Source organism: Comamonas sp. CMM03 (assembly GCF_019218715.1).
Lineage (GTDB): Bacteria > Pseudomonadota > Gammaproteobacteria > Burkholderiales > Burkholderiaceae_C > Comamonas > Comamonas terrigena.
On the sequence record NZ_JAHUXB010000001.1, the window covers coordinates 855,984 to 875,990 of the forward strand.

The window sequence follows — 20,007 nt, forward strand, 5'->3', positions numbered from 1 at the left end:
CCTGGACTGGGTGTCCACGCTGGCGTCCAAGGGCCGCGGGGCGCTGCGGCCCGAACACCTGCGTTTTCGCCCGCGGCCTGTGGGGAGCAAGACCCTGCACCTGGTCTTGCTGGATCTGTCGGCGTCCATGCTGCGCGGTGAAAAGCTGGCCTGGGCCAAAGGGTGCTTGCTGGCTCTGACCGAGCAGTTCTACCGCGATCGCGACCATATGGCGGTGATCGGATTTGCGGGCGAGCAGGCACGGTGGCTGCAGTCCCCGGCGAAAGCCGGGGCTTTCAATGCCGGCTGGATTGCGCCCTTGCGCGGCGGTGGCGGAACGCCGATCCAGCCCGCTGTCGACGCCGTGGAGGGTGCGCTGCGGCGCTGCCCGCCCGGCACCCGGGCCACGGTCTGGCTGCTGACGGACGGACGCTTTGATCCGCTGCCGGTGCGCCCCGAGGGGGTGGACCGTTGCTGCATCATCGACTTTGAAAATGATGCGGTGGCGCTGGGGCGGTGCCAGCGGCTGGCGGCGATGTGGTGCGGGGAGTGGGTGCGGGCGGAGCTTTTTGCCACTGCCGGCTGAGTGCAGTGGGCACCCAGGCAGGCGTGCCACGGCTTTTTCAGCCCCGCTGTGCTGGTCACCGTGCCGCTCACTGCGCTGTCCGCTGCGGCAGGCTGCATGCCGCAGAGCGGCGGAAAAAAGCGGTGATTTGCTGCGTTGCATCAGTGGCGGCCGATACTGGGGTGGAGTTTTCGGATCGGGCGCGGGATGGGGGCAGATATCGCGTAAAATTCGCGCTGATCCCAGGTGTTTCGCCGCGCACTGCGCGCAAGGAAATGAAACGAGAAGCAGGTGCGTGGTTCGCCACCATTCCTGCACTGCACCCGCAACGGTAATCAGAGAGAGGGGACGCCCGTCATTGCTTGCAGCAATGACAGCCACTGCGCAAGCGGGAAGGCGCGTCCAGCGATCAACTCCACGAGTTGAGCTCTGTAAGTCCGGAGACCGGCCTGGCGTGAACAAGGCGCAGCGGGAGTGCATGTGGCTTGATGGGCTCGCATCTTCGCGCCGCCAATCGCTTCCATCTTCCATCCCCCCTGCAAGTTTCAATCGTCCGGCCCGGGTATCGGCCTGACCGACTGCGGATACAGCATGGCGCGAGAGGCTCTGGGTTTGACGGTGTGGGCAGCGGCTCTGGATGGGGGCGCTGCGCACCATGGCTGATTCCATCAAGGTCCAGGGCTGGTGTCCCACGGCATGGAAACCCATGCGGTCGGAAGATGGATGGATTGTCCGGGTGCGCCCGGTCTGTGCCTCCATCAACGCGGAGCAGTGGGCCGCACTGGCGGCTTTGGCACTGTCCCTGGCGCACCCCCAGATCGAGCTGACCCGGCTGGGCAATGTGCAGCTGCGCGGGGTGGCGGATGCGGACCTGCCTGCGTTGCTGTCGCAGCTGGTGGCGGCGCGGCTGATTCCGGCGGATGCGGATGCCGATCTGGCGCCGCCCGTGCATTGCACCCCTTTTTACACGGTCCATGACCGCACCCACCAGCTCGCCGCGCTATTGGGCCGTGCGGTGGTGGAGCGCTTGTGCCCCAGTGCGCTGGAGCGCCAGGGCATGGCTGCGCTGCCCAGCAAGTTCGGCTTGCTGGTGGATGATGCAGCGCGCAGCCTGGGCGGCGTGGCCTCTGATCTGCGGGTTTGGGCGGATGCGGACGGCGGCTATGGCCTGGCATTGGGCGAGGCCGGTGACTGGTACCGCTTTGGCGATGTGCAGCAGCTGGTTGATGCCGCGATCCACATTGCCGCCTGGTTCGCCCGCGCGCGGATGGCCGTTTCCGGTACACCGCCGACTCGCCTGCAGGCGCTGCTGCCGTCTTTGCCGCTGGATACGCTATTGCAGGATGCGGTGCCCCAGGGCGCGCAGCCGCCCGCTGCAGCACCGGTGCTGCCGGGTCAGCTGGCGCAAGGCTGGGTGCTGGGGGCTCCGCTGGGGCGCATCGATGCCCTGGCGATGCAGGCGCTGGCGGCCAGCCTGCCGGCCGACACGGAAATCCGCGTCACGCCCTGGCGTTCGCTGCTGCTGATGTCGGCGGATGCGCCGGCGCGGGTGGCCCGCCTGGATGCACGGCACTGGATGAGCGATGCAGCGGATGCACGCCTGCGGGTGTCGGCCTGCACCGGAAGCCCGCGCTGTGCGCAGGCCCATGTGCCGGCCCAGGACATGGCGCTGCAACTGGCGCCCCATGTGCCTGAGCGCGGGCATCTGCACGTCAGCGGCTGCGCCAAGTTCTGCGCGCTGTCGTCCGATGCCACCTCACTGATCTTTGCCAGCACGTCCGCACCGGACGCGGTCTGGCTCCATGCAGGCGCTGCCGGGCAGCCCGGCTGCCCAACGGTCCGGCTCCCTTACCGGGCCGGATCGGCACTGCCTGCAGAACTCCCCACACTACTTCATGACCTACCACTATGAAATGCACGGTGAAGAGATTTACCGGCAATCGTTTCGCATCATCCGCAGCGAGGCCGATCTGGCCCGCTTCACGCCCCTGGAGGAGCGGGTGGCCTGCCGCATGATCCATGCCGCAGGCATGGTGAGCCTGGCACAGGACATCCATTTCTCCGCAGATTTTGCGCAGGCCGCAGAAGCAGCCCTGCAGCGCGGCGCCCCGATTCTGTGCGATGCGCGCATGGTCAGCGAAGGCATCACGCGCAAGCGCCTGCCTGCCGACAACGCCATCATCTGCACCTTGCAGGATGCCCGCACGCCCGGGCTGGCCCAGGCCATGGGCAATACCCGCAGTGCCGCCGCGCTGGAGCTGTGGCGCGAACACCTGGACGGTGCGGTGGTGGCCATCGGCAACGCGCCGACCGCGCTGTTCCACCTGCTGAACATGCTGGAGGACCCGGCATGCCCGCGCCCGGCCGCCATCATCGGCTGCCCCGTGGGCTTTGTCGGTGCCGCCGAGTCCAAGGATGCGCTGCGTGCATGGGGGCAGATTCCTTTCGCCATTGTGCAGGGGCGTCTGGGCGGATCGGCCATCACGGTGGCTGCAGTCAATGCGCTGGCGACGTCGGTGGAGTGAGGAACGTATGAACAGCGGCAAAATTATCTGCGTGGGCCTGGGCCCCGGTGATCCGGACATGATGAGCGTGAAGGCGGACCGTCTGCTGCGCAATGCGCGCCATGTCGCGTATTTCCGCAAGCGCGGCCACCCGGGCAAGGCCCGGCAGCTGGTCAACGGCATGCTGCACGCCGAGGTCACGGAGTACCCGATGGAGTACCCGCTGACCACCGAGATCCCGCACGACGACCCGCGCTATGTCGCGCAGCTGTCGGATTTCTATCTGGGCTGGCAAGCGCGCCTGACCGAGCTGGCGCGCGGCGAGGATGTGATCGTGTTGTGCGAGGGCGATCCGTTCTTCTACGGCTCCTTCATGCACCTGTATGTGCGCCTGCAGCAGGAAGGGGTGGTGCCGGTCGAGGTGCTGCCCGGCATCCCCGGCATGGTGGGCTGCTGGCATGCCACGGGCATGCCCATGACCTGGGGCGACGATGTGATGAGCGTGCTGCCGGCCACCTTGGCCGACGAGCCGCTGCGCGCCCACATGGCCCGCTCGGATGCGCTGGTGATCATGAAGGTCGGCCGCCATCTGGGCCGCATCCGTTCGCTGCTGACGGAGCAGGGCAAGCTGGACCAGGCGTGGCTGGTGATCAACGGAACCATGAGCGACGAGCAGGTGATGCCGCTGCGCGATGCGCCGGAGCGCTGCCCGTATTTTGCGATTGTGATCGTGCACGGCAATGGCCGCCGCCCCGCCAATGACATGTGAGCGCAGCCGCATGGACATGGACACCACACAGAACGCGGTCAAGGGCGCCATCACGGGGCAGCTGTGCGTGCTGGGCCTGGGGCCCGGCGACGCGGCGCTGCTGACGGAGCAGGCCCGGCAGTCGATTGCCGGCGCCAGCGATGCTTTTGGCTATTTTCCTTATGTGGAACGGCTGAGCGGGCTGGAGCATTTGCGCCTGCATGCCAGCGACAACCGGGAAGAACTGGACCGCGCCCGCCAGGCGCTGAATGTGGCGGCCGAGGGCCGGAAGGTGCTGATGCTCTCGTCCGGCGACCCTGGCGTGTTTGCCATGGCCAGTGCCGTGTTCGAGGTGCTGGAGGGCGCCAGCCCGCAGGAGCAGCTGCGCTGGAAGGCCGTGGAGGTGGACGTGCAGCCCGGCATCACGGCCATGCTGGCGGCGGCCGCGAGATTGGGTGCTCCGCTGGGCCATGATTTCTGCACCATCAATCTGTCGGACAACCTCAAGCCAGCCGAAGTGATCGAGCGCCGGATCCGGCTTGCGGCACAGGCCGACTTTGCCATGGCGTTCTACAACCCCTGTTCCAAGTCGCGGCCCCAGGGCTTTGTGCGCGCTTTGAATGTCCTGACCGCGCACTGCGAACCCGAGCGCCTGATCTGCTTTGCCCGCAATGTCAGCCGGCCGGACGAGACCCTGCGGGTGTGCCAGTTGCAGCAGGTGACGCCGCACATGGCGGACATGCGCACGGTCGTCATCGTGGGCAACAGCCTGACCCGTCAGGTGGGCCGGCATGTCTACACGCCGCGCAGCTATGGAGCGCCTGCGCATGGCTGAAGGCGGTGCCCGCCGCTCAGCGCTGGCCGGCCAGCCAGTCCATGGCCTGCTGCGGGGTCTGGCACTGCGTGCGAGCGGGCAGCAGCGGGCGGTCCACCATGACCACGGGGATCTGCAGCGCGCGGGCGGCTTCGATCTTGGCGTAGGTATCGGCGCCGCCGGCGTTCTTGCTGACGATGCAGTCGACGGCATGGTGCCGGAGCAGGGCGATTTCGTCGGCCAGCGCAAAAGGGCCGCGCGCCACCACCAGTTCGTAACTGGCGGCGGGCAGGGGCAGGGCCTCCTCGGGGCGGTCGACCACCCGCAGCACAAAGCGGTGTGCGCTGGCCTGGCCGGCAAAGGCGGCCAGCTGCTTGCGGCCGATGGCCAGAAACACATTGCGGCACTGCGGTGGCAATGCCTGGGCCGCGGCCGCCATGTCGGCCACCGGTGTCCACCGGTCCTGGGGCTGGGCAGACCAGGCGGGGCGCTCCATCGACAGCAGGGGAATGCCTGCCGCCGTGCAGGCGGCCAGGGCGTTGCGGCTCATCTGCGCGGCAAACGGGTGGGTGGCATCGATCACATGGCTGATGCGGTGCTGCTGCAGGTAATCCACCAGGCCCTGGACGCCGCCAAAACCGCCCACGCGGGTGGGCAGGGGAGCGGTGCGCCGCGTCAGCGTGGCGCCGGCGTAGGAGTAGACGGCCGGAATGCCCGCTGCATGCAGCAGGGTGGACAGTGTGTAGGCATCAAAAGTGCCGCCTAACAGGAGAACTTGGGTCATGGCCTATCCGTGGCTTTCGATTATCGGGATTCATCCCTCGGGCCTGCAGAGCCTGAGCGCTGCGGCCGTGCAGGACCTGGAGCAGGCTGCGGTGGTGTTCGGCAGCCCGCGGCATCTGGCGCTGGCCCAGGTGGGGGAGCGTGGCCGCGCATGGCCGGTTCCGTTCAGCGTGGAGCCTTTGCTGCAGCTGCGCGGTCAACAGAAGGTCGCCATGCTGGTGTCGGGGGATCCGTTTCACTTTGGCGGCGGGGCTTCGGTGGCCAGGCACCTGGAACGCGGCGAGTGGCGCAACCATCCGCAGCCGTCGACATTTTCGTGGATTTCGGGCGAGCTCGGCTGGTCGCAGGAGCAGGTGCATTGCCTGGGCCTGCATGCCCGCAGCCTGGAGACTCTGACGCCGCTGCTGGCGCAGGGCGAACGTTTCATCTGCCTGCTGCGGGATGCGCCGGCGGCGCACCGCCTGGCCGCCTGGCTGACCGGGCAGGACTGGGGCGAGAGCCCCCTGTGGCTGGTGTCGAATGCCGGCAGCGAGGCACAGACGGTGTGCACTGGCAAGGCCAGCGAGCTGGCGCAGCAAATGCTGGAGCAGCCGGTGGTGGCGCCCGTGGCGGCCGCCTTCGAGGCCCGTGGCGGGCAGGGCCTGCCGCAGGTGGCCGGCCGCGCGTGCGATGCGTTTGCGCATGACGGGCAGATCACCAAAAGCCCGGTGCGGGCCATGACGCTGGCGGCCCTGGCCCCGCGCAAGGGGGAGTGCCTGTGGGACCTGGGGGCCGGATCGGGTTCGGTCGCCGTGGAATGGTGTCTGGCCGGTGGCACGGCCGTGTGTGTGGAGCAGCATGCCGGGCGGGTGGCCAATATTGCCCACAACGCCGCACGCTATGCCGTGGCATTGCAGGTGGTGCAGGGGGATTCCCTGGCCGTGCTGGCCACATTGCAGCCCCAGCCGCAGGCCGTGTTTGTCGGTGGCGGCTTCTCCCTGGCGCTTTTCCAGGCGCTGCGGGCGCGACTGGACCATCCCTGGCGTCTGGTGGTGAATGCCGTGGCGCTGGAAACCCAGGCCTTGCTGATGGAGCTGCACCGCAGCCATGGCGGTCAGCTGTTGCAGCTGCAATGGAGCGAGGCCCGGCCGCTGGGAAGCATGCAGTCCTGGAATGCAGCGCGGCCGCTGGTGCAGTGGTCATGGAGCTGCCCGTGACACACGCGATCCACGGGGCGCATGTGCCCCTCGCCACCCACTGGTTCCTGGGCTGGGGCTTCACGTCCGATGCCCAGCCGCAGTCGTTTGCCAGCTGCTGGGAGCAGGTGGCGCTGCCGCTGCCGGCACAAGGCATTTGCTGTGCGGTGCTGAAGACCCGGCTGGCCACCCCCGCCTGGCAGGCTTTGCAGCGCTGGATGGCCGGCTGCTGGCCGCAGGTGCAGTGGCTGGTGGTGGACGCCGCCGAGATTGCACACATCACCACACCGTCGGTGTCGCAGCGCGTGGCGCAGCGTTTTGGCACCGGCAGTGTGTCCGAAGCCCTGGCCCTGCATGCCGCGCAAACCCATGCCGTACCCGCCCGGGGCAAAGCTGCCGCAGGCGGTTTGCTGGTGCCCCGCCTGGTTTCCGAAGACCGTTGCGCCACGCTGGCGATTGCCGCAGGCTGCCTGTCTTCCCCTCCTTTCCCAACCGGAGTTCATTCTTGACAGTTCACTTTATCGGCGCCGGTCCTGGCGCTGCCGATCTGATTACCGTGCGCGGGCGCGATCTGCTGGCGTCCTGCCCGGTCTGCCTGTATGCGGGTTCGCTGGTGCCGACCGAGCTGCTGGCGCATTGCCCGCCAGGGGTGCGCCTGGTCAATACGGCGCCACTGTCGCTGGAAGAGATCGTGGCCGAAATGCAGCAGGCGCATGCGCAAGGGCAGGATGTGGCGCGCCTGCATTCGGGCGACCTGAGCATCTGGTCGGCCATGGGCGAGCAGTTGCGCAGCCTGCGGGCGCTGGAGATTCCCTACACCGTCACACCCGGCGTACCGGCCTTCAGTGCGGTGGCGGCTGCATTGGAAGCGGAGCTGACCTTGCCGGGGTCCTGCCAGTCGGTGGTGCTGACGCGCACCTCGGGCCGGGCGTCGAGCATGCCCAGCGGCGAAACGCTGGCGGCCTTTGCGGCCACGGGCGCCGTGCTGGCGATCCACCTGTCGGTGCATGTGGCCGAGGAGGTGCAGCAGGAACTGCTGCAGCACTATGGCGCGGACTGCCCGGCGGCCATTGTGTGGCGCGCTTCCTGGCCGGACGAGCTGGTTGTGCGCACCCGGGTGGGCGAACTGGCCGCGGCGGCACAGAGCAATGCCCTGCAGCGCAGCGCGCTGATGCTGGTGGGCCCCACCCTGAGCCAGCAGGATTTTGGCCTGAGCCGCCTATATGCCAATGATTACGACCGCCGTTACCGCCCGCGCGGCGATGAGCCCCGCTTTCCGGCGGGCACCGAGGGGGCCTGATGCTGCAGCTGTTTCTGGTGGGCATCGGCACGGGCAACCCCGGGCATCTGACGCGTGAAGCGGAACATGCGATCCGCGGGGCCGATCTGATTCTGCTGCCGCACAAGGAAGACAACAAGGCCGAGCTGGCCCAGGTGCGCCTGGCGCTGCTGCAGGATCTGTCCGTCAGTGACGCGCGCATAGCGCACTTCGACATGCCGCTGCGCCGGCAGCAGGGTGATGACTACGGCAGCCAGGTGGACGAGTGGCACGACGCGATTGCCCGGCGCTGGCAGGACTGCCTGCATGCCCATCTGCCCTCGGGCACGGGCCGCGTGGCCTTGCTGGTCTGGGGGGATCCTGCGCTGTATGACAGCACGCTGCGGATTGCGTCCCGCCTGGGTCTGGACTCCGGGCAGGTGCAGGTGGTGCCGGGCATCACGTCCATGCAGGTGCTGTGCAGTGCGCATGGCATTGCGCTCAATGCCATCGGCGCGCCCTTTTTGGTGACCACCGGCCGCCAGCTGCGCGAGAACGGCTGGCCGCAGGGCGTGGACACCCTGGTCGTGATGCTGGATGGCCAGTGTTCCTACGAGCAGGTGACGGAGCCGGGCGCCGTGATCTACTGGGGGGCGTATCTGGGGATGCCGCAGCAGATCCTGCTGCAGGGGCCGCTGGCCGCCATGCAGCAGGTCATCAGCAGCAGGCGCCAACAGGCGCGCCAGGAACACGGCTGGATCATGGACATCTACCTGCTGCGCAGGGACGGCGCGGTGGCGGTGGGCGAGGTGGACAAGCTGCGCTCCGCAGGCTGATGCCGCGCCTGCAAGGGCGGTCCGCCGTGCCTGCGGAATGGCGTTGGCATTGAAAACCCCGTCCTTTCGCAGTGCCCGGGACTTGGCCGACAATCCAGGGCTTCCAGAAAACACGCAGGATAGAGCGAATGAGTGCAGTCCCCCCGACCGAACAGACCCCGACCGACTGGGCCGCATGGAGCCGTGAAGCGGTGGAGATGATGGTGGCGCGCAATGCCGAATGGCCGCGCAAGCTGGGCCTGGTGGGGGCACCCGAGTACCGCTGGGACCTGGACGCAGCCACCCTGGTGCTGCAGGGGCCGCTGCATGAGGTGGTGGCCACGGTGTGCCTGGTGGGGACCACCAGCGAGGCCGAGGGCAGCTTTCTGTGGAGCTGGGGCAACGAGGCGATTCCCAAGCAGCATGGCGAAGCGCTGGAAGTGGTGCACGACTTTGGCCGGGCCAACGGCCTGGCACTGCTGACCACGCCCCGCATCACCGGCGGCCGCCCCGAAGCCACCGAGTGCCTGTGCATTGCAGCCCGTCTGCAGCGTGCGATGGGCACCTTCATCGACCAGCAGGGCGATGTGACGCTGTACTTCACCATCCTGCATGCCCAGCTGGCGCCGATGGACGACGCGCCACTACCGAACTGACCCTGCAGGCACGGCCGGCCTGCACCGGGACAAAAAAGCGCCCCTGGAGGGCGCTTTTGCGTGGCGGACAAGGCCCCGGCGGGAGCCGGGTCTGCCTTCATGGATCTCAGGATCGATCGATCAATGGATCAATGGATCGGGTGACCCCGTGATCACCTCTTGGCAAGATCACTTCTTCAGGTCAAAGCGGTCCAGGTCCATCACCTTGGCCCAGGCAGCGACGAAGTCCTGGTAGAACTTCTGCTCGTTGCCCTTTTCGGCATAGACCTCGGCCAGTGCGCGCAGGATGGAGTTGCTGCCGAACACCAGGTCCACGCGGCTGCCGGTCCACTTGGGGGCGCCGCTCTTGCGGTCCACGCCTTCGTAATGGCCGTCCGGTGTGGCTTTCCACTGCGTGCCCATGTCCAGCAGGTTGACGAAGAAGTCGTTCGTCAGCTTGCCGGGGGTCTGGGTCAGCACCCCGGTGCTGCTGCCGTCGGTGTTGATGTTGATGCTGCGCAGGCCGCCGATCAGCACGGTCAGCTCAGGGGCCGTCAAGGTCAGCAACTGGGCCTTGTCGATCAGCAGTGCTTCAGCCGGTGCGGCGAACGGGCCTTGCAGGTGGTTGCGGAAGCCGTCGGCCTTGGGTTCCAGGTACTTGAACGAGTCGGCATCGGTCTGCTCGGCGGTAGCATCGCCGCGGCCGGGGTGGAAGGGGACGGTGACCTGTACGCCGGCATCGGCTGCGGCCTTTTCGACACCGGCGTTACCGGCCAGCACGATCAGGTCGGCCAGCGAGATGCGCTTGTCGCCGTCTGCGGCCTTGTTGAACTCGCGCTGGATTTCTTCCAGCTTGCCGAGCACCCTGGCCAGCTGCGCAGGGTTGTTGGCAGCCCAGTCCTTTTGCGGAGCCAGGCGGATGCGGGCGCCGTTGGCACCGCCGCGCTTGTCCGAGCCGCGGAAGGTCGAGGCCGAAGCCCAGGCCGTGCCCACCAGTTCCGATACCGTCAGGCCCGAGGCCAGCAGCTTGGACTTCAGGGCCGCGATGTCGGCGTCGTTCACCAGCGGGTGCTTGACGGCGGGGATCACGTCCTGCCAGATCAGCTCTTCCTTCGGCACTTCGGGGCCAAGGTAGCGGGCACGTGGGCCCATGTCGCGGTGGGTCAGCTTGAACCAGGCGCGGGCAAAGGCTTCGGCGAATGCCTGCGGGTTCTCCAGGAAGCGGCGCGAGATCTTTTCGTAGGCGGGATCCTGGCGCAGCGACAGGTCGGTGGTCAGCATGGTGGGCTTCTTGTTGGGGCCACCGTGCGCGTCGGGGATGACATCGCCTGCGTCCTTGGCGACCCACTGGATGGCACCCGCCGGGCTCTTTTCCTGGACCCATTCGTACTTGAACAGGTTTTCGAAGAAGAAGTTGCTCCACTGCGCGGGGGTCTGGGTCCAGGTGACTTCCAGGCCGGAGGTGATGGCGTCACCGCCCGTGCCTGACTTGTAGCTGCTGTGCCAGCCCAGGCCTTGTGCTTCCAGTTCTGCGGCTTCGGGCTCTGCGCCCACATGGCTTGCCGGGCCGGCGCCGTGGGTCTTGCCGAAGGTATGGCCGCCGGCGATCAGGGCCACGGTTTCTTCATCGTCCATCGCCATGCGGGCGAAGGTGTCGCGGATGTCGCGGGCTGCGGAGATGGGGTCACCATTGCCGTCCGGACCTTCGGGGTTCACGTAGATCAGGCCCATCTGCACAGCGGCCAGCGGGTTTTCCAGATCGCGGTCACCGCTGTAGCGGCTGTTGGGCTTGTCGCTGGTGGCCAGCCATTCCTTCTCGGCGCCCCAGTACACGTCCTGGTCGGGTTCCCAGCTGTCTACGCGGCCGCCGGCAAAACCGAAGGTGCGAAAGCCCATGGTTTCCAGGGCGACGTTACCGGTCAGGATCATCAGGTCGGCCCAGGACAGCTTGTTGCCGTACTTTTGCTTGATGGGCCACAGCAGGCGCCGGGACTTGTCGATGTTGACGTTGTCGGGCCAGCTGTTCAGCGGGGCAAAGCGCTGCTGGCCCCGGCCTGCACCACCGCGGCCGTCCTGAATGCGGTAGGTGCCGGCGGCATGCCAGGCCATGCGGATGAACTGCGGGCCGTAGTGGCCGAAGTCGGCAGGCCACCAGTCCTGCGAATCGGTCATCAGCGTGCGCAGATCACGTTTGACGGCTTCATAGTCCAGTTTCTTGAATTCGTCGGCATAGTGGAAGTCCTCGCCCATGGGATTGCTCTTGGCGGAGTGCTGGTTCAGCAGGTCCACACGCAACTGATTGGGCCACCAATCTTTGTTGCTGGCGCCGCCACCTTCCGCAACGGTGCCGCTGTTGGCGGCATGGAAGGGGCACTTGGATTCTGTGGTCATGGGGTTCTCCGTTTCAACGTGATTGGGACGGCAGATACCTAAAGGCATTAGCAATCGACTTTGTTAATTCAATAGTTGTTTGCTATCGAATGAGTCTATTATCCGTGCCGCTGATGGCAGGAACAAGGCTGTTGCGATTGAAAAAATGCAAACCCACCATAGCGGCTTGTGTTCTGCCGGGCTTGATGCTGCACAAGGTGGCGGCGGATGGGAAGGGGGTAAGCCACCGGCCAGGTCGGGATAGGGGCCCCAGCCCGCCTGGAGGCGGGTGAGCGGGGCGCAGGGCCGGACCACGCCGGGCGTCCCCTGCGGTGCATGGCGTGGCGGGGATCATCCCGACATGCAATGCCGTCGGCTGCGTGGTACTATCGATTTAATAGCTTCTTGCGCTTCTGTGGTGCCATGAAGCTGCCAATTTCACTTGAAGCCCCATGACCGCCTTGCCTTATCTCTACCTTGCCTCGCAAAGCCCGCGCCGCAGCCAGTTGCTGGAGCAGATGGGGGTGCGCCATGTCCTGCTGCTGCCCAATGTGCAGGGCGATGTGGCCGAGGATGCCGAGGCCATCGAGGCCGTGCTGCCCGGTGAAACCCCGCGTGACTATGTGGTGCGTGTCACCGGCCTGAAACTGGACGCTGCCGTGGCACGCCATGCGCGCCGGCAGCTGGCGCAGGCGCCGATTCTGTGTTCCGACACCACGGTGGCGCTGGGCACGCAGATTCTGGGCAAGCCGGCTGATGCGGCCGACGCGGACCGGATGCTGCGCCAGCTGGCCGGCCAGACGCACGAGGTACTGACTGCCGTGGCGCTGCAGCACGGTGGGCAGCGGCGGGCTGCGCTGTCCATTTCGCAGGTCACGTTCGCGGCCATGACGGACGCGCAGATCGCTGCCTATGTGGCCAGCGGCGAGCCCATGGGCAAGGCCGGCAGCTACGGCATCCAGGGCCTGGCTGCCGCGCATGTGGCGCACATGGCGGGCAGCTATTCGGGCATCATGGGTCTGCCGGTGTACGAGACCGCACAGCTGCTGCGGCAGGCGGGCTGGCCGCTCTGAACGGCACGACTGCGCATTGTTTGAGATTGGCTGCAGCGTCTGGCACATGGCCGGTGCGGCGGATCTGGTTCTGATTTCCTGGAAGTTACCTCCCCATGCAACAAGACATTCTGATCAACTGGTCGCCCCAGGAAACCCGGGTCGCCATCATCGAAGGTGGCGCGGTGCAGGAGTTGCACATCGAGCGCCCGCTAGAACGCGGCCTGGTGGGCAATGTCTATCTGGGCAAGGTGTCGCGCGTGCTGCCGGGCATGCAGTCCGCCTTCATCGACATCGGCCTGGAGCGCGCCGCCTTCCTGCATGTGGCCGATGTGTGGCACCGCCAGGAAAACGGTGATGCGCCCATGTTCGCGCGCAAGAACGAGCCGCCGGTACCGATCGAGAAGCAGGTGTTCGAAGGCCAGTCCATCATGGTGCAGGTCATCAAGGACCCCATCGGCACCAAGGGTGCGCGCCTGTCCACCCAGATCAGCATTGCCGGGCGGCTGCTGGTGTTCCTGCCGCAGGACGACCATATTGGCGTGTCGCAGAAAATCCCTTCGGAAGAGCGCGATGCGCTGCGCGGCCGTCTGCAGGCCCTGGTGGGAACCAAGGAAAAAGGCGGCGGCGGGGGCTTCATCCTGCGCACCAACGGTGAAGACGCCAGCGATGGCGAACTGGGCGAGGACATTGCCTACCTGCGCAAGACCTGGGCGCGCATCAAGGATGCGTCCGTGCGCCTGCCGCCCATGTCGGTGCTGCACCAGGATCTGAACCTGCTGCAGCGGGTGCTGCGCGATCTGGTGGGGGAGCAGACGCAGAGCATCCGCATCGATTCGCAGGAGCAGTTTGCGGCGTTGATGGGCTTTGGCAAGGAGTACATGCCCAGCTCGGTCCCCAAGCTGCAGCTGTACAAGGGCGAGCGGCCGATCTTCGATCTGTATTCCGTGGATGAGGAGATTGCCAAGGCACTGGGCCGGCGGGTGGACCTCAAATCCGGGGGCTATCTGATCGTGGACCAGACCGAGGCGCTGACCACGATCGACGTGAACACCGGCGGCTTTGTCGGTGCGCGCAATTTCGACGACACGATCTTCAAGACCAACCTGGAAGCGGCACAGGCCATTGCCCGCCAGCTGCGTCTGCGCAACCTGGGCGGCATCATCATCGTGGACTTCATCGACATGGTGCGCGAGGAGCACCAGCAGGAGGTGCTGGCCGAGTTCCGCAAGCAGCTGGGGCGTGACCGGGTCAAGACCATGGCCGGGGGCTTCTCGCAGCTGGGCCTGGTGGAGATGACACGCAAGCGCACCCGCGAATCGCTGGCGCACATGCTGTGCGAGCCCTGCCCGCAGTGCATGGGCAAGGGCAGCGTCAAGACCGTGCGCAGCGTGTGCTACGACGTGCTGCGTGAAATCCTGCGCGAGGCGCGCCAGTTCAATCCCAAGGAGTTCCGCATCGTGGCCAATGCCAAGGTCGTGGACATGTTCCTGGACGAGGAAAGCCAGCATCTGGCAGGGCTGTCGGACTTCATCGGCAAGCCCATTTCGCTGCAGTCCGAAAACGGCATGGGCCAGGAGCAGTACGACATTGTGCTGCTGTGAGTGTCGGGTGCTCCGGTACGGCCCATCTGGAGTGTGCACTCATGGAGAAGGGGGGCGCACCCTTTTCCGAGGCATCAGCGGCAGCAGGATCTTCCCCCTGGGCTCGATGGGCAAGCCTGCAGTGCCAGCAGTTCCTGGGGGCACTGCATCGAGCAGTGAATGACCGGCCCGATTGCGGACTCGGACGCGGGCTGTCGCCACCGCAGCGCTCAGAAGCTGTGCATCAGCCCTGCAGTGATCCCTGTCGCCGTGTCCTTGTTCTGCCGGCCCTGGAACCCTCCGCTCCAACTTGTGCGGTCCAGCTCTCCATAGAGTTTGCTGCGGCGCGAGAGCTTGTATTCCGCAAACAGCAGGGCTCGGTTGTAGCCATCCGGTACCCGGCCACTGCGCTCGCGCTCCACGCGGTACAGGGCGGCCGTCAGGTCCAGTGTGCTGTGGGGCGACCAGGTGACTCCCACAGAGTGCACGCGCTGCACCGTGCGGCCGTTGGTCGCAGACGTCTGGGCGTCGCTGCGCGCCGTGTTCAGTGCAAAACGCAGGCTGTCCCATTTGTAGGAGGCACCCAGGGTGGCCGCCTCCAACTCCCACTGGTCTGCTGTCTTGAAGCGCTGGTAGGCCCCCGAGACCGTCCAGGTCGGTGTGCCATAGGCCAGGCCCGCACCGGTTGAGGACCGGGCTGAGCCACCTTGTGCGGTTTCGCCAAAGCTGTACATGGCGCGTGCGGTGAGGCCGCTGAAGCGGCCGGTGTATTTGAGGGAGTTGTCGAGCCGGTAGGAGCCGGTGGTTGTACCCGCGCTACCGTACTCCAACCCCAGGCCGTGGCTGCTGAGTGCAGCGGTGGCGATGTTGGGGTTGAAGGAGGCGAAGCGCATGCCGGCGGGGTCGACAGGGGTGATGGCGTCTGCCAGCAGGTTGGTCTGGCGGCCGGCCGTGACCTGACCCCAGCCTCCGCCCAGGCCCACGATGGTCGCGCGGTCAAAGAACTTGCTGGAGTTTATGGGGGTGCCGGTGTCAAGGTTCAGCCCGGTCTCCAGGTTGAACACGGCGTACATGCCACCACCCAGATCCTCGCGGCCACGGAAGCCGACACGGCTGGTGGTGTTGACGCCACTGGAAACGGCGGTGCTCGAGGAGGGACTTGCAGCGTTGGAGGTGGTAAGGCCGCGGGTGTAGCGCACGCCGGTATCTGCGATGCCGTAGATCGTGAGACTGGATTGGGCAAGTGCCGACAGCGGTGCCATTGCAAGGGCGGCCAGGACCAAGGTGGAGATGTGCATAGACATGGGAATGAAAGGGGCGGGCTGCGGTACACGGCAAGGGCGTGTCTATCCCGCCGCTGCAGACTTGCTGCAATGGATTCTGGAACTCGGCATGCCGAGACGGATGAAAGGTGTGGCAGGCCCCTGCGCGGAGGCAATGGCTGGGCAAGCCTGTGCAGATCGGCACACGGCGCTGTGCGGTCACCGTGGCCTATGACACGGGCTGGGGGCGATGCGGGCTGCCCACAGTCCCGTCCCGAGAAAAGTGTCCCTCCCGCACACGAAGGAGGGGCAGCGCGGGGGCTCAGGTGGTCAGGGCTTCTTTGCCGGTTCCATGCCGGTGCTGCGCACGATGGGTGCCGCTGCTGGTGCCGCAAGGAAGCTGATCAGGTGGCGCGCTGTGTCGGGGCTTCTGGCACCGACTGCCACGCCTGCGGAGAAGAACACCCGCTGCTGGACTTCGTCGGGCAATGGGCCGACGAAGTCCAGTTCCTTGAACGGCAGCAGTTCGCTGACCTGTTGGAAACCGATCTCTGCATCGCCGCGCAGCACGACCGCGCCGACGCGCTCGCTGAGGATGCGGGTGGCCTTGCCCTTGATCTGCTCGGCCACACCCAGGCGCGGAAACAACTCGTTGGCCAGATAGGTACCGCTGGCGCTGGCGGAGTAGGCGATGGACTTGGCGTCTAGCAGGGTCTGTTTGAGCGCATCTACCGTGGTGATGTCCGGCTTGGGCGTACCCTTGCGCACGCTCATGCCGATCATGGAACGTGCCAGGTCCACACGGCTGCCTGTTTCCACCTTGCCCTGCGCGGCCAGTTGGTCCAGGGCTGCGTCTGCGAGGATGACCACGTCGAATTGCTCGCCGCGCGCCAGGCGGCTGGGAATGGAGTCGGATGCGTTGCCCATGGAGGCGCCGCGCGAGGTGATGACCTTGTGCCCGGTGGCTTGCTCGTACAGCGGCACCAGTTGGTCATAGGCGGCCGAGAAGCCGCCGGAGGTAACGACACGGATCTCATCGGCATGCGCCGCACCGGGCGCAGCGGTGCCCAGGGCGAGGCCTGCGCAGAGGGCTGCACCCAGCAGCGCACCCAGGGTGCGGCGGCGCAGTTGAGAAGGGTGGTGGTGGGTAGCGATGGCGGTCATGGTGTGTCTCCTGTATTTTTTGTGTGTATCGGGTTCCGGATGGCGGCCGTGGCGGCCGCCGGGCGCGGGTATCAGTCGGCCGTGATTTTTCGCTCGCGGATGATGCGGCCCCACTTGGCATGCTCGGCGGCGATGAACTGCCCCAGCTCTTCGCGGCTGCCGGGCGCGGCGGTCTGGCCGTGCTTGAGCAGGTTGTCGCGTACTTCGGGGGTGTTCAGCACCTTGACGAGTTCGGTGTTCCAGCGGTCCAGCAGGGGCTTGGGGGTCTTGGCGGACGCCACGAAGGCATACCAGTTGGTGGCGTTGAAGCCTGGAAAGCTTTCGGCCACGGTAGGCACGTTGGGCAGATAGGCGGGACGCGTGAGCCCCGTGGTGGCCAGCGGGATCAGCTTGCCGGATTCGATATGCGGCAGGGCGGTGGGCGGTGCTGCATAGAAGGAGGTGACCCGGCTGCCCAACACGTCCTGCAGGGCGGGCGCTCCACCCTTGTAGGGCACGTGCAGGGTGTCGATCTTGGCGACATCGTTGAGCAGTTCGCCAGCCAGGTGCGAGGCGGAACCAGGACCGGTGGAGGCGAAGTCGAGCTTGCCGGGTTCACGCTTGGCCTTGGCCACAAATTCGCCCAGTGTCTTGATGCCCGTGCTGGCCGGCACGACCAGCACGTTGGGGAAGTTCACGCCCATGGTGATGGGGGCCAGGTCCTTGAGCGGGTCGTAACCGATTTTCATGAAGTGCGGGGCGATGCTCAGCGGACCGATGGAGCCAAACAGCAGTACCGAGCCGTCGGATGGGCCATTGGCGACCTGTGCATGTGCCAGGTTGCCACCCGCGCCGGGTTTGTTCTCCACCACCACACTCTGGCCGATGTTCTCGCCCAGTTTCTTGGCGATGACGCGCGCGGCGATGTCGGCGGAGCCGCCGGCGGCGAACCCGACCACCATGGTCACGGGCTTCTTGGGCGGGAAGACCTGGGCCTGTGCGGTCCCCACGGCCAGGGAAAAAAGGGCCGCCAGGGCGCTGCCCGCGATCAGTCTGCGTTGCTGCATTGTTTTGTCTCCATTGCATGCCGGCCGGTGCCAGCGTTTTCAAGGGCGCCATCGTATGCAGCGGGTGTTATTCTGTGAATTGCAACTTTTAGAAGGACTGTTGCATGCAAAGCATTAAATTCGAGATGGGCGAATTGCTCGCCTTCGTGACCACGGCGGAGAAGGCCAGTTTCCGCCTGGCTGCCGAGGCGCTCTACCTTTCGCCCCCTGCCTTGAGCCGGCGTGTGGAACGGCTGGAGTCGATGCTGGGTGCTCGGTTGCTGGAGCGCACCACCCGCCATGTGGCGCTGACGGAGGTGGGTCAGGAGTTCCTGCAGGAGGCGCGCCGGGCATTGGCCGTGCTGGATGAGGCTGTGCAGCGCCTGGACGACCAGGTGAAGCTGCGCCGTGGCCGTGTGGCGGTGGCCTGCATTCCTTCGGCTGCCACCAGTCTGCTGCCCCCCGTGCTCCAGGCCTTCGCGCAGGAGCAGCCCGATGTGCAGGTGCGCGTGGTGGACGAAAGCGCGCAGCAGGTGGTGGAGGCAGTGTTGCGCGGGGAAGCGGACTTCGGCCTGAGTTTCACGGGCAGTCAGGAGCCTGCGCTGCGCTTCGAGGCCCTGACGCGCGAGCGCTATGTGCTGGCCACGCCGAGCGACCACGCCTGGGCCGATCGCAGCCAGGTGGAGTGGGCGGAGTTGGCCGGAAAGCGGCTGATCTCCGTATCCCACACCAGCGGCAACAGGCTTTTGCTGGACCAGGTGATGGCCGGGCTGCCCGAACAGCCCGTGGCCTGGCACGAATGCAACCACGTCACCGGCGCCCTGGCCCTGGTGGAGGCCGGCCTGGGCTTGGCGGTGGTGCCGCAGCTGGCTTTGCGCCAGGACCATCTGCGCATCTGCGGTGTGCCACTGACCGCGCCCGACGTGTGGCGTACCCTGGGTCTGCTGCAGCGGCGGGACCGGGTGCTGAGCCATGCGGCGCACGCACTGAGGCAGCGCCTGATTCAAGCGCTGTGAACGGTCGTCCTGTCCGGCAGCCGGGGTCGGACAATGGCGTGGTGGTGGGCGCCCGTGCGGGGGGCAGCAGGTGGTGGCGGCAGCCACAGCCACGGCGTGCAGCCTGGAGCCTTAAGCCTCAACTGCTTTGCCGTACCACCAGCTCGTAGCCCAGATCCATGCTGGGCGGGTCTACGGGCTCACCCCGTATGAGCTTCAACAGCATGCGTGCGCCTTCGGTGCCGATATGGCTGCGCGGCGTGCGTATGGTGGTCAGCGGCGGCACCATCTGGTCGCTGCCTGGTAGGTCATTGAAGCCGGTGATGGCGACGCGCTGCGGTACCTGCAGCCCCCGGCGCAGGGCTTCCAGCAAGGCGCCCTGGGCAATGTCATCGTTGCAGAAGAACAGGGCATCAGGGGCGGGCTCCAGCCGCAGCGCGGCGTCCAGCAGTTCGGCGCCCAGCGCCATCGACGTGGGGCGGGGCCAGAGTAGTTCCAGAGAAGGGTCGTACAGGCCGGCTTCCTGCAATGCACGGCGGTAGCCGGTGGCCCGCTGCATCACACGGGCATCGAGCTGGCCGGCGCAAAAGGCGATGCGCCTGTGGCCGCGTTCGACCAGGTGCCGGGTGATGGAGGCCCCTGCATCGGCCTGTGAGAACCCGACGCTGGGCGTGCCGCTGCCGTCGCCTAACTCCATCAGGTGCACGCACGGCACCTTGCTGGCGGCCACCAGTGCACGTGCGGCGGGGCTGCGGTCAAAGCCGGTGAGCAGCAGGCCCGCAGGGCGCATGGGCAGGTAGGTGCGCAACAGCTGCTCTTCCTCGGCCCGGTCGTAGTGGGTCACGCCGATCAGGGCGTGGTAGCCCGCAGCGAACAGTTCCTTGTGCACGGCCTCGATCAGGTCCACGAACAGGGTGTTGGACAGCATGGGAACCAATACCAGCACCTGGGCACTTTTTTGCGAAGCCAGTGCGCGGGCTGCCGGGTCTGGCACATAGCCCATCTGCGCGGCGGTAGCGCGTATTTTCTCGACCAGAGCGGGGTCCACGCGGCGTTCGCCGCGCAGTGCGCGCGAGACCGTCATGGGACTGACGCCGACGGCTTCTGCGACATCGCTGAGTGTGACGCGGCCGCTGGCGCGGGAAGAGCGTGCGCGGTGGCGCGCAGGCTCGGCAGAAGAGGGTGCGCGGTGGCGCGCAGGCTCGGCAGAAGAGGGTGGAGGGGCAGGCTGTGAAGCGGGAGGAGGGTGTCGGGCCAAGGGATTGTCCTAGGTCGGAGGC

The 20,007-nt window shown here is 66.6% G+C and carries 19 protein-coding genes and 1 riboswitch; of the genes, 13 read left to right on the forward strand and 6 right to left on the reverse strand.

All coding sequences use genetic code 11. From position 1 onward, the window contains the following. The first annotated feature begins 79 nt into the window (after window positions 1-79). The 5 genes from KW830_RS03850 (at window position 80) to cobJ (ending at window position 4,631) form a co-directional block, all read left to right on the forward strand. A complete protein-coding gene (locus KW830_RS03850) occupies window positions 80-565 on the forward strand; it encodes a VWA domain-containing protein (protein ID WP_083520229.1) in 486 nt (161 codons plus the stop codon). Between the two features lie 206 nt (window positions 566-771). Then, a riboswitch (cobalamin riboswitch) is annotated at window positions 772-1,012 on the forward strand. A 187-nt stretch (window positions 1,013-1,199) separates the two neighbouring features. After that, window positions 1,200-2,456: a nitrite reductase gene (locus KW830_RS03855; RefSeq protein ID WP_255578058.1), complete on the forward strand. Its 1,257-nt coding sequence runs from the start codon at window positions 1,200-1,202 to the stop codon at window positions 2,454-2,456. Next, window positions 2,440-3,069, forward strand: coding sequence for a precorrin-8X methylmutase (locus KW830_RS03860; RefSeq protein ID WP_066532182.1), 630 nt, complete (start codon window positions 2,440-2,442; stop codon window positions 3,067-3,069). The genes KW830_RS03855 and KW830_RS03860 overlap by 17 nt, the downstream gene beginning before the upstream one ends. Before the next feature lie 7 nt (window positions 3,070-3,076). Then, window positions 3,077-3,817, forward strand: a complete 741-nt coding sequence (gene cobI / locus KW830_RS03865; RefSeq protein WP_066532175.1) for a precorrin-2 C(20)-methyltransferase — start codon at window positions 3,077-3,079, stop codon at window positions 3,815-3,817. Window positions 3,818-3,833: 16 nt separating this feature from the next. After that, complete coding sequence (gene cobJ, locus KW830_RS03870) at window positions 3,834-4,631, forward strand: precorrin-3B C(17)-methyltransferase (protein WP_255578059.1); 798 nt, start codon at window positions 3,834-3,836, stop codon at window positions 4,629-4,631. A 16-nt stretch (window positions 4,632-4,647) separates the two neighbouring features. Here the strand turns inward: cobJ and KW830_RS03875 are convergent, their stop codons facing one another. Continuing rightward, on the reverse strand, window positions 4,648-5,394 hold the full coding sequence (locus KW830_RS03875) for a cobalt-precorrin-6A reductase (protein WP_218332198.1): 747 nt from the start codon (window positions 5,392-5,394) through the stop codon (window positions 4,648-4,650). Here KW830_RS03875 and cbiT point away from each other — a divergent pair. From cbiT to KW830_RS03900, 5 genes are all read left to right on the forward strand, one after another. After that, window positions 5,393-6,589 carry a precorrin-6Y C5,15-methyltransferase (decarboxylating) subunit CbiT gene (gene cbiT / locus KW830_RS03880; RefSeq protein WP_218332199.1) on the forward strand — a complete coding sequence of 399 codons (1,197 nt, stop codon included), beginning with the start codon at window positions 5,393-5,395 and terminating at the stop codon, window positions 6,587-6,589. The genes KW830_RS03875 and cbiT overlap by 2 nt on opposite strands. Then, window positions 6,586-7,077 carry a cobalamin biosynthesis protein gene (locus tag KW830_RS03885; RefSeq protein WP_280024579.1) on the forward strand — a complete coding sequence of 164 codons (492 nt, stop codon included), beginning with the start codon at window positions 6,586-6,588 and terminating at the stop codon, window positions 7,075-7,077. The genes cbiT and KW830_RS03885 overlap by 4 nt, the downstream gene beginning before the upstream one ends. Continuing rightward, window positions 7,074-7,868: a precorrin-4 C(11)-methyltransferase gene (gene cobM, locus KW830_RS03890; RefSeq protein WP_218332201.1), complete on the forward strand. Its 795-nt coding sequence runs from the start codon at window positions 7,074-7,076 to the stop codon at window positions 7,866-7,868. Before KW830_RS03885 ends, cobM begins: the two co-directional genes overlap by 4 nt. Next, window positions 7,868-8,662 (forward strand): precorrin-6A synthase (deacetylating), encoded by a 795-nt coding sequence (cobF, locus tag KW830_RS03895; protein WP_218332202.1) that lies wholly within the window; start codon window positions 7,868-7,870, stop codon window positions 8,660-8,662. The genes cobM and cobF overlap by 1 nt, the downstream gene beginning before the upstream one ends. A gap of 128 nt (window positions 8,663-8,790) precedes the next feature. Then, window positions 8,791-9,297: a DUF6882 domain-containing protein gene (locus KW830_RS03900; RefSeq protein ID WP_066532136.1), complete on the forward strand. Its 507-nt coding sequence runs from the start codon at window positions 8,791-8,793 to the stop codon at window positions 9,295-9,297. 168 nt (window positions 9,298-9,465) lie between these two features. Here KW830_RS03900 and katG read toward each other — a convergent pair whose 3' ends face one another. Then, window positions 9,466-11,667: a catalase/peroxidase HPI gene (gene katG / locus KW830_RS03905; RefSeq protein ID WP_218332203.1), complete on the reverse strand. Its 2,202-nt coding sequence runs from the start codon at window positions 11,665-11,667 to the stop codon at window positions 9,466-9,468. Window positions 11,668-12,098: 431 nt separating this feature from the next. Between katG and KW830_RS03910 the strand changes: the two genes are divergently transcribed. Next, a complete protein-coding gene (locus KW830_RS03910) occupies window positions 12,099-12,719 on the forward strand; it encodes a nucleoside triphosphate pyrophosphatase (RefSeq protein ID WP_218332204.1) in 621 nt (206 codons plus the stop codon). A 95-nt stretch (window positions 12,720-12,814) separates the two neighbouring features. Further along, window positions 12,815-14,302 carry a ribonuclease G gene (gene rng / locus KW830_RS03915; RefSeq protein WP_066532119.1) on the forward strand — a complete coding sequence of 496 codons (1,488 nt, stop codon included), beginning with the start codon at window positions 12,815-12,817 and terminating at the stop codon, window positions 14,300-14,302. Window positions 14,303-14,511: 209 nt separating this feature from the next. On the opposite strand, the gene KW830_RS03920 is transcribed toward rng, so the two are convergent. The 3 genes from KW830_RS03920 to KW830_RS03930 form a co-directional block, all read right to left on the reverse strand. Further along, window positions 14,512-15,585: a porin gene (locus KW830_RS03920; RefSeq protein WP_370626085.1), complete on the reverse strand. Its 1,074-nt coding sequence runs from the start codon at window positions 15,583-15,585 to the stop codon at window positions 14,512-14,514. Window positions 15,586-15,873: 288 nt separating this feature from the next. After that, complete coding sequence (locus tag KW830_RS03925; RefSeq protein ID WP_218332205.1) at window positions 15,874-16,707, reverse strand: substrate-binding domain-containing protein; 834 nt, start codon at window positions 16,705-16,707, stop codon at window positions 15,874-15,876. 71 nt (window positions 16,708-16,778) lie between these two features. After that, entirely contained in the window at window positions 16,779-17,753 is a 975-nt protein-coding gene (locus KW830_RS03930; protein ID WP_066532103.1) for a tripartite tricarboxylate transporter substrate binding protein, read from the reverse strand. 104 nt (window positions 17,754-17,857) lie between these two features. Here KW830_RS03930 and KW830_RS03935 point away from each other — a divergent pair, with 104 nt between their 5' ends. Next, window positions 17,858-18,748: a LysR family transcriptional regulator gene (locus KW830_RS03935; RefSeq protein WP_218332206.1), complete on the forward strand. Its 891-nt coding sequence runs from the start codon at window positions 17,858-17,860 to the stop codon at window positions 18,746-18,748. Window positions 18,749-18,866: 118 nt separating this feature from the next. Here KW830_RS03935 and KW830_RS03940 read toward each other — a convergent pair whose 3' ends face one another. After that, the gene (locus tag KW830_RS03940; protein ID WP_218332207.1) at window positions 18,867-19,985 is read right to left on the reverse strand and encodes a LacI family DNA-binding transcriptional regulator; all 1,119 of its coding nucleotides are present in this window, start codon (window positions 19,983-19,985) and stop codon (window positions 18,867-18,869) included. Window positions 19,986-20,007: the final 22 nt, after the last annotated feature.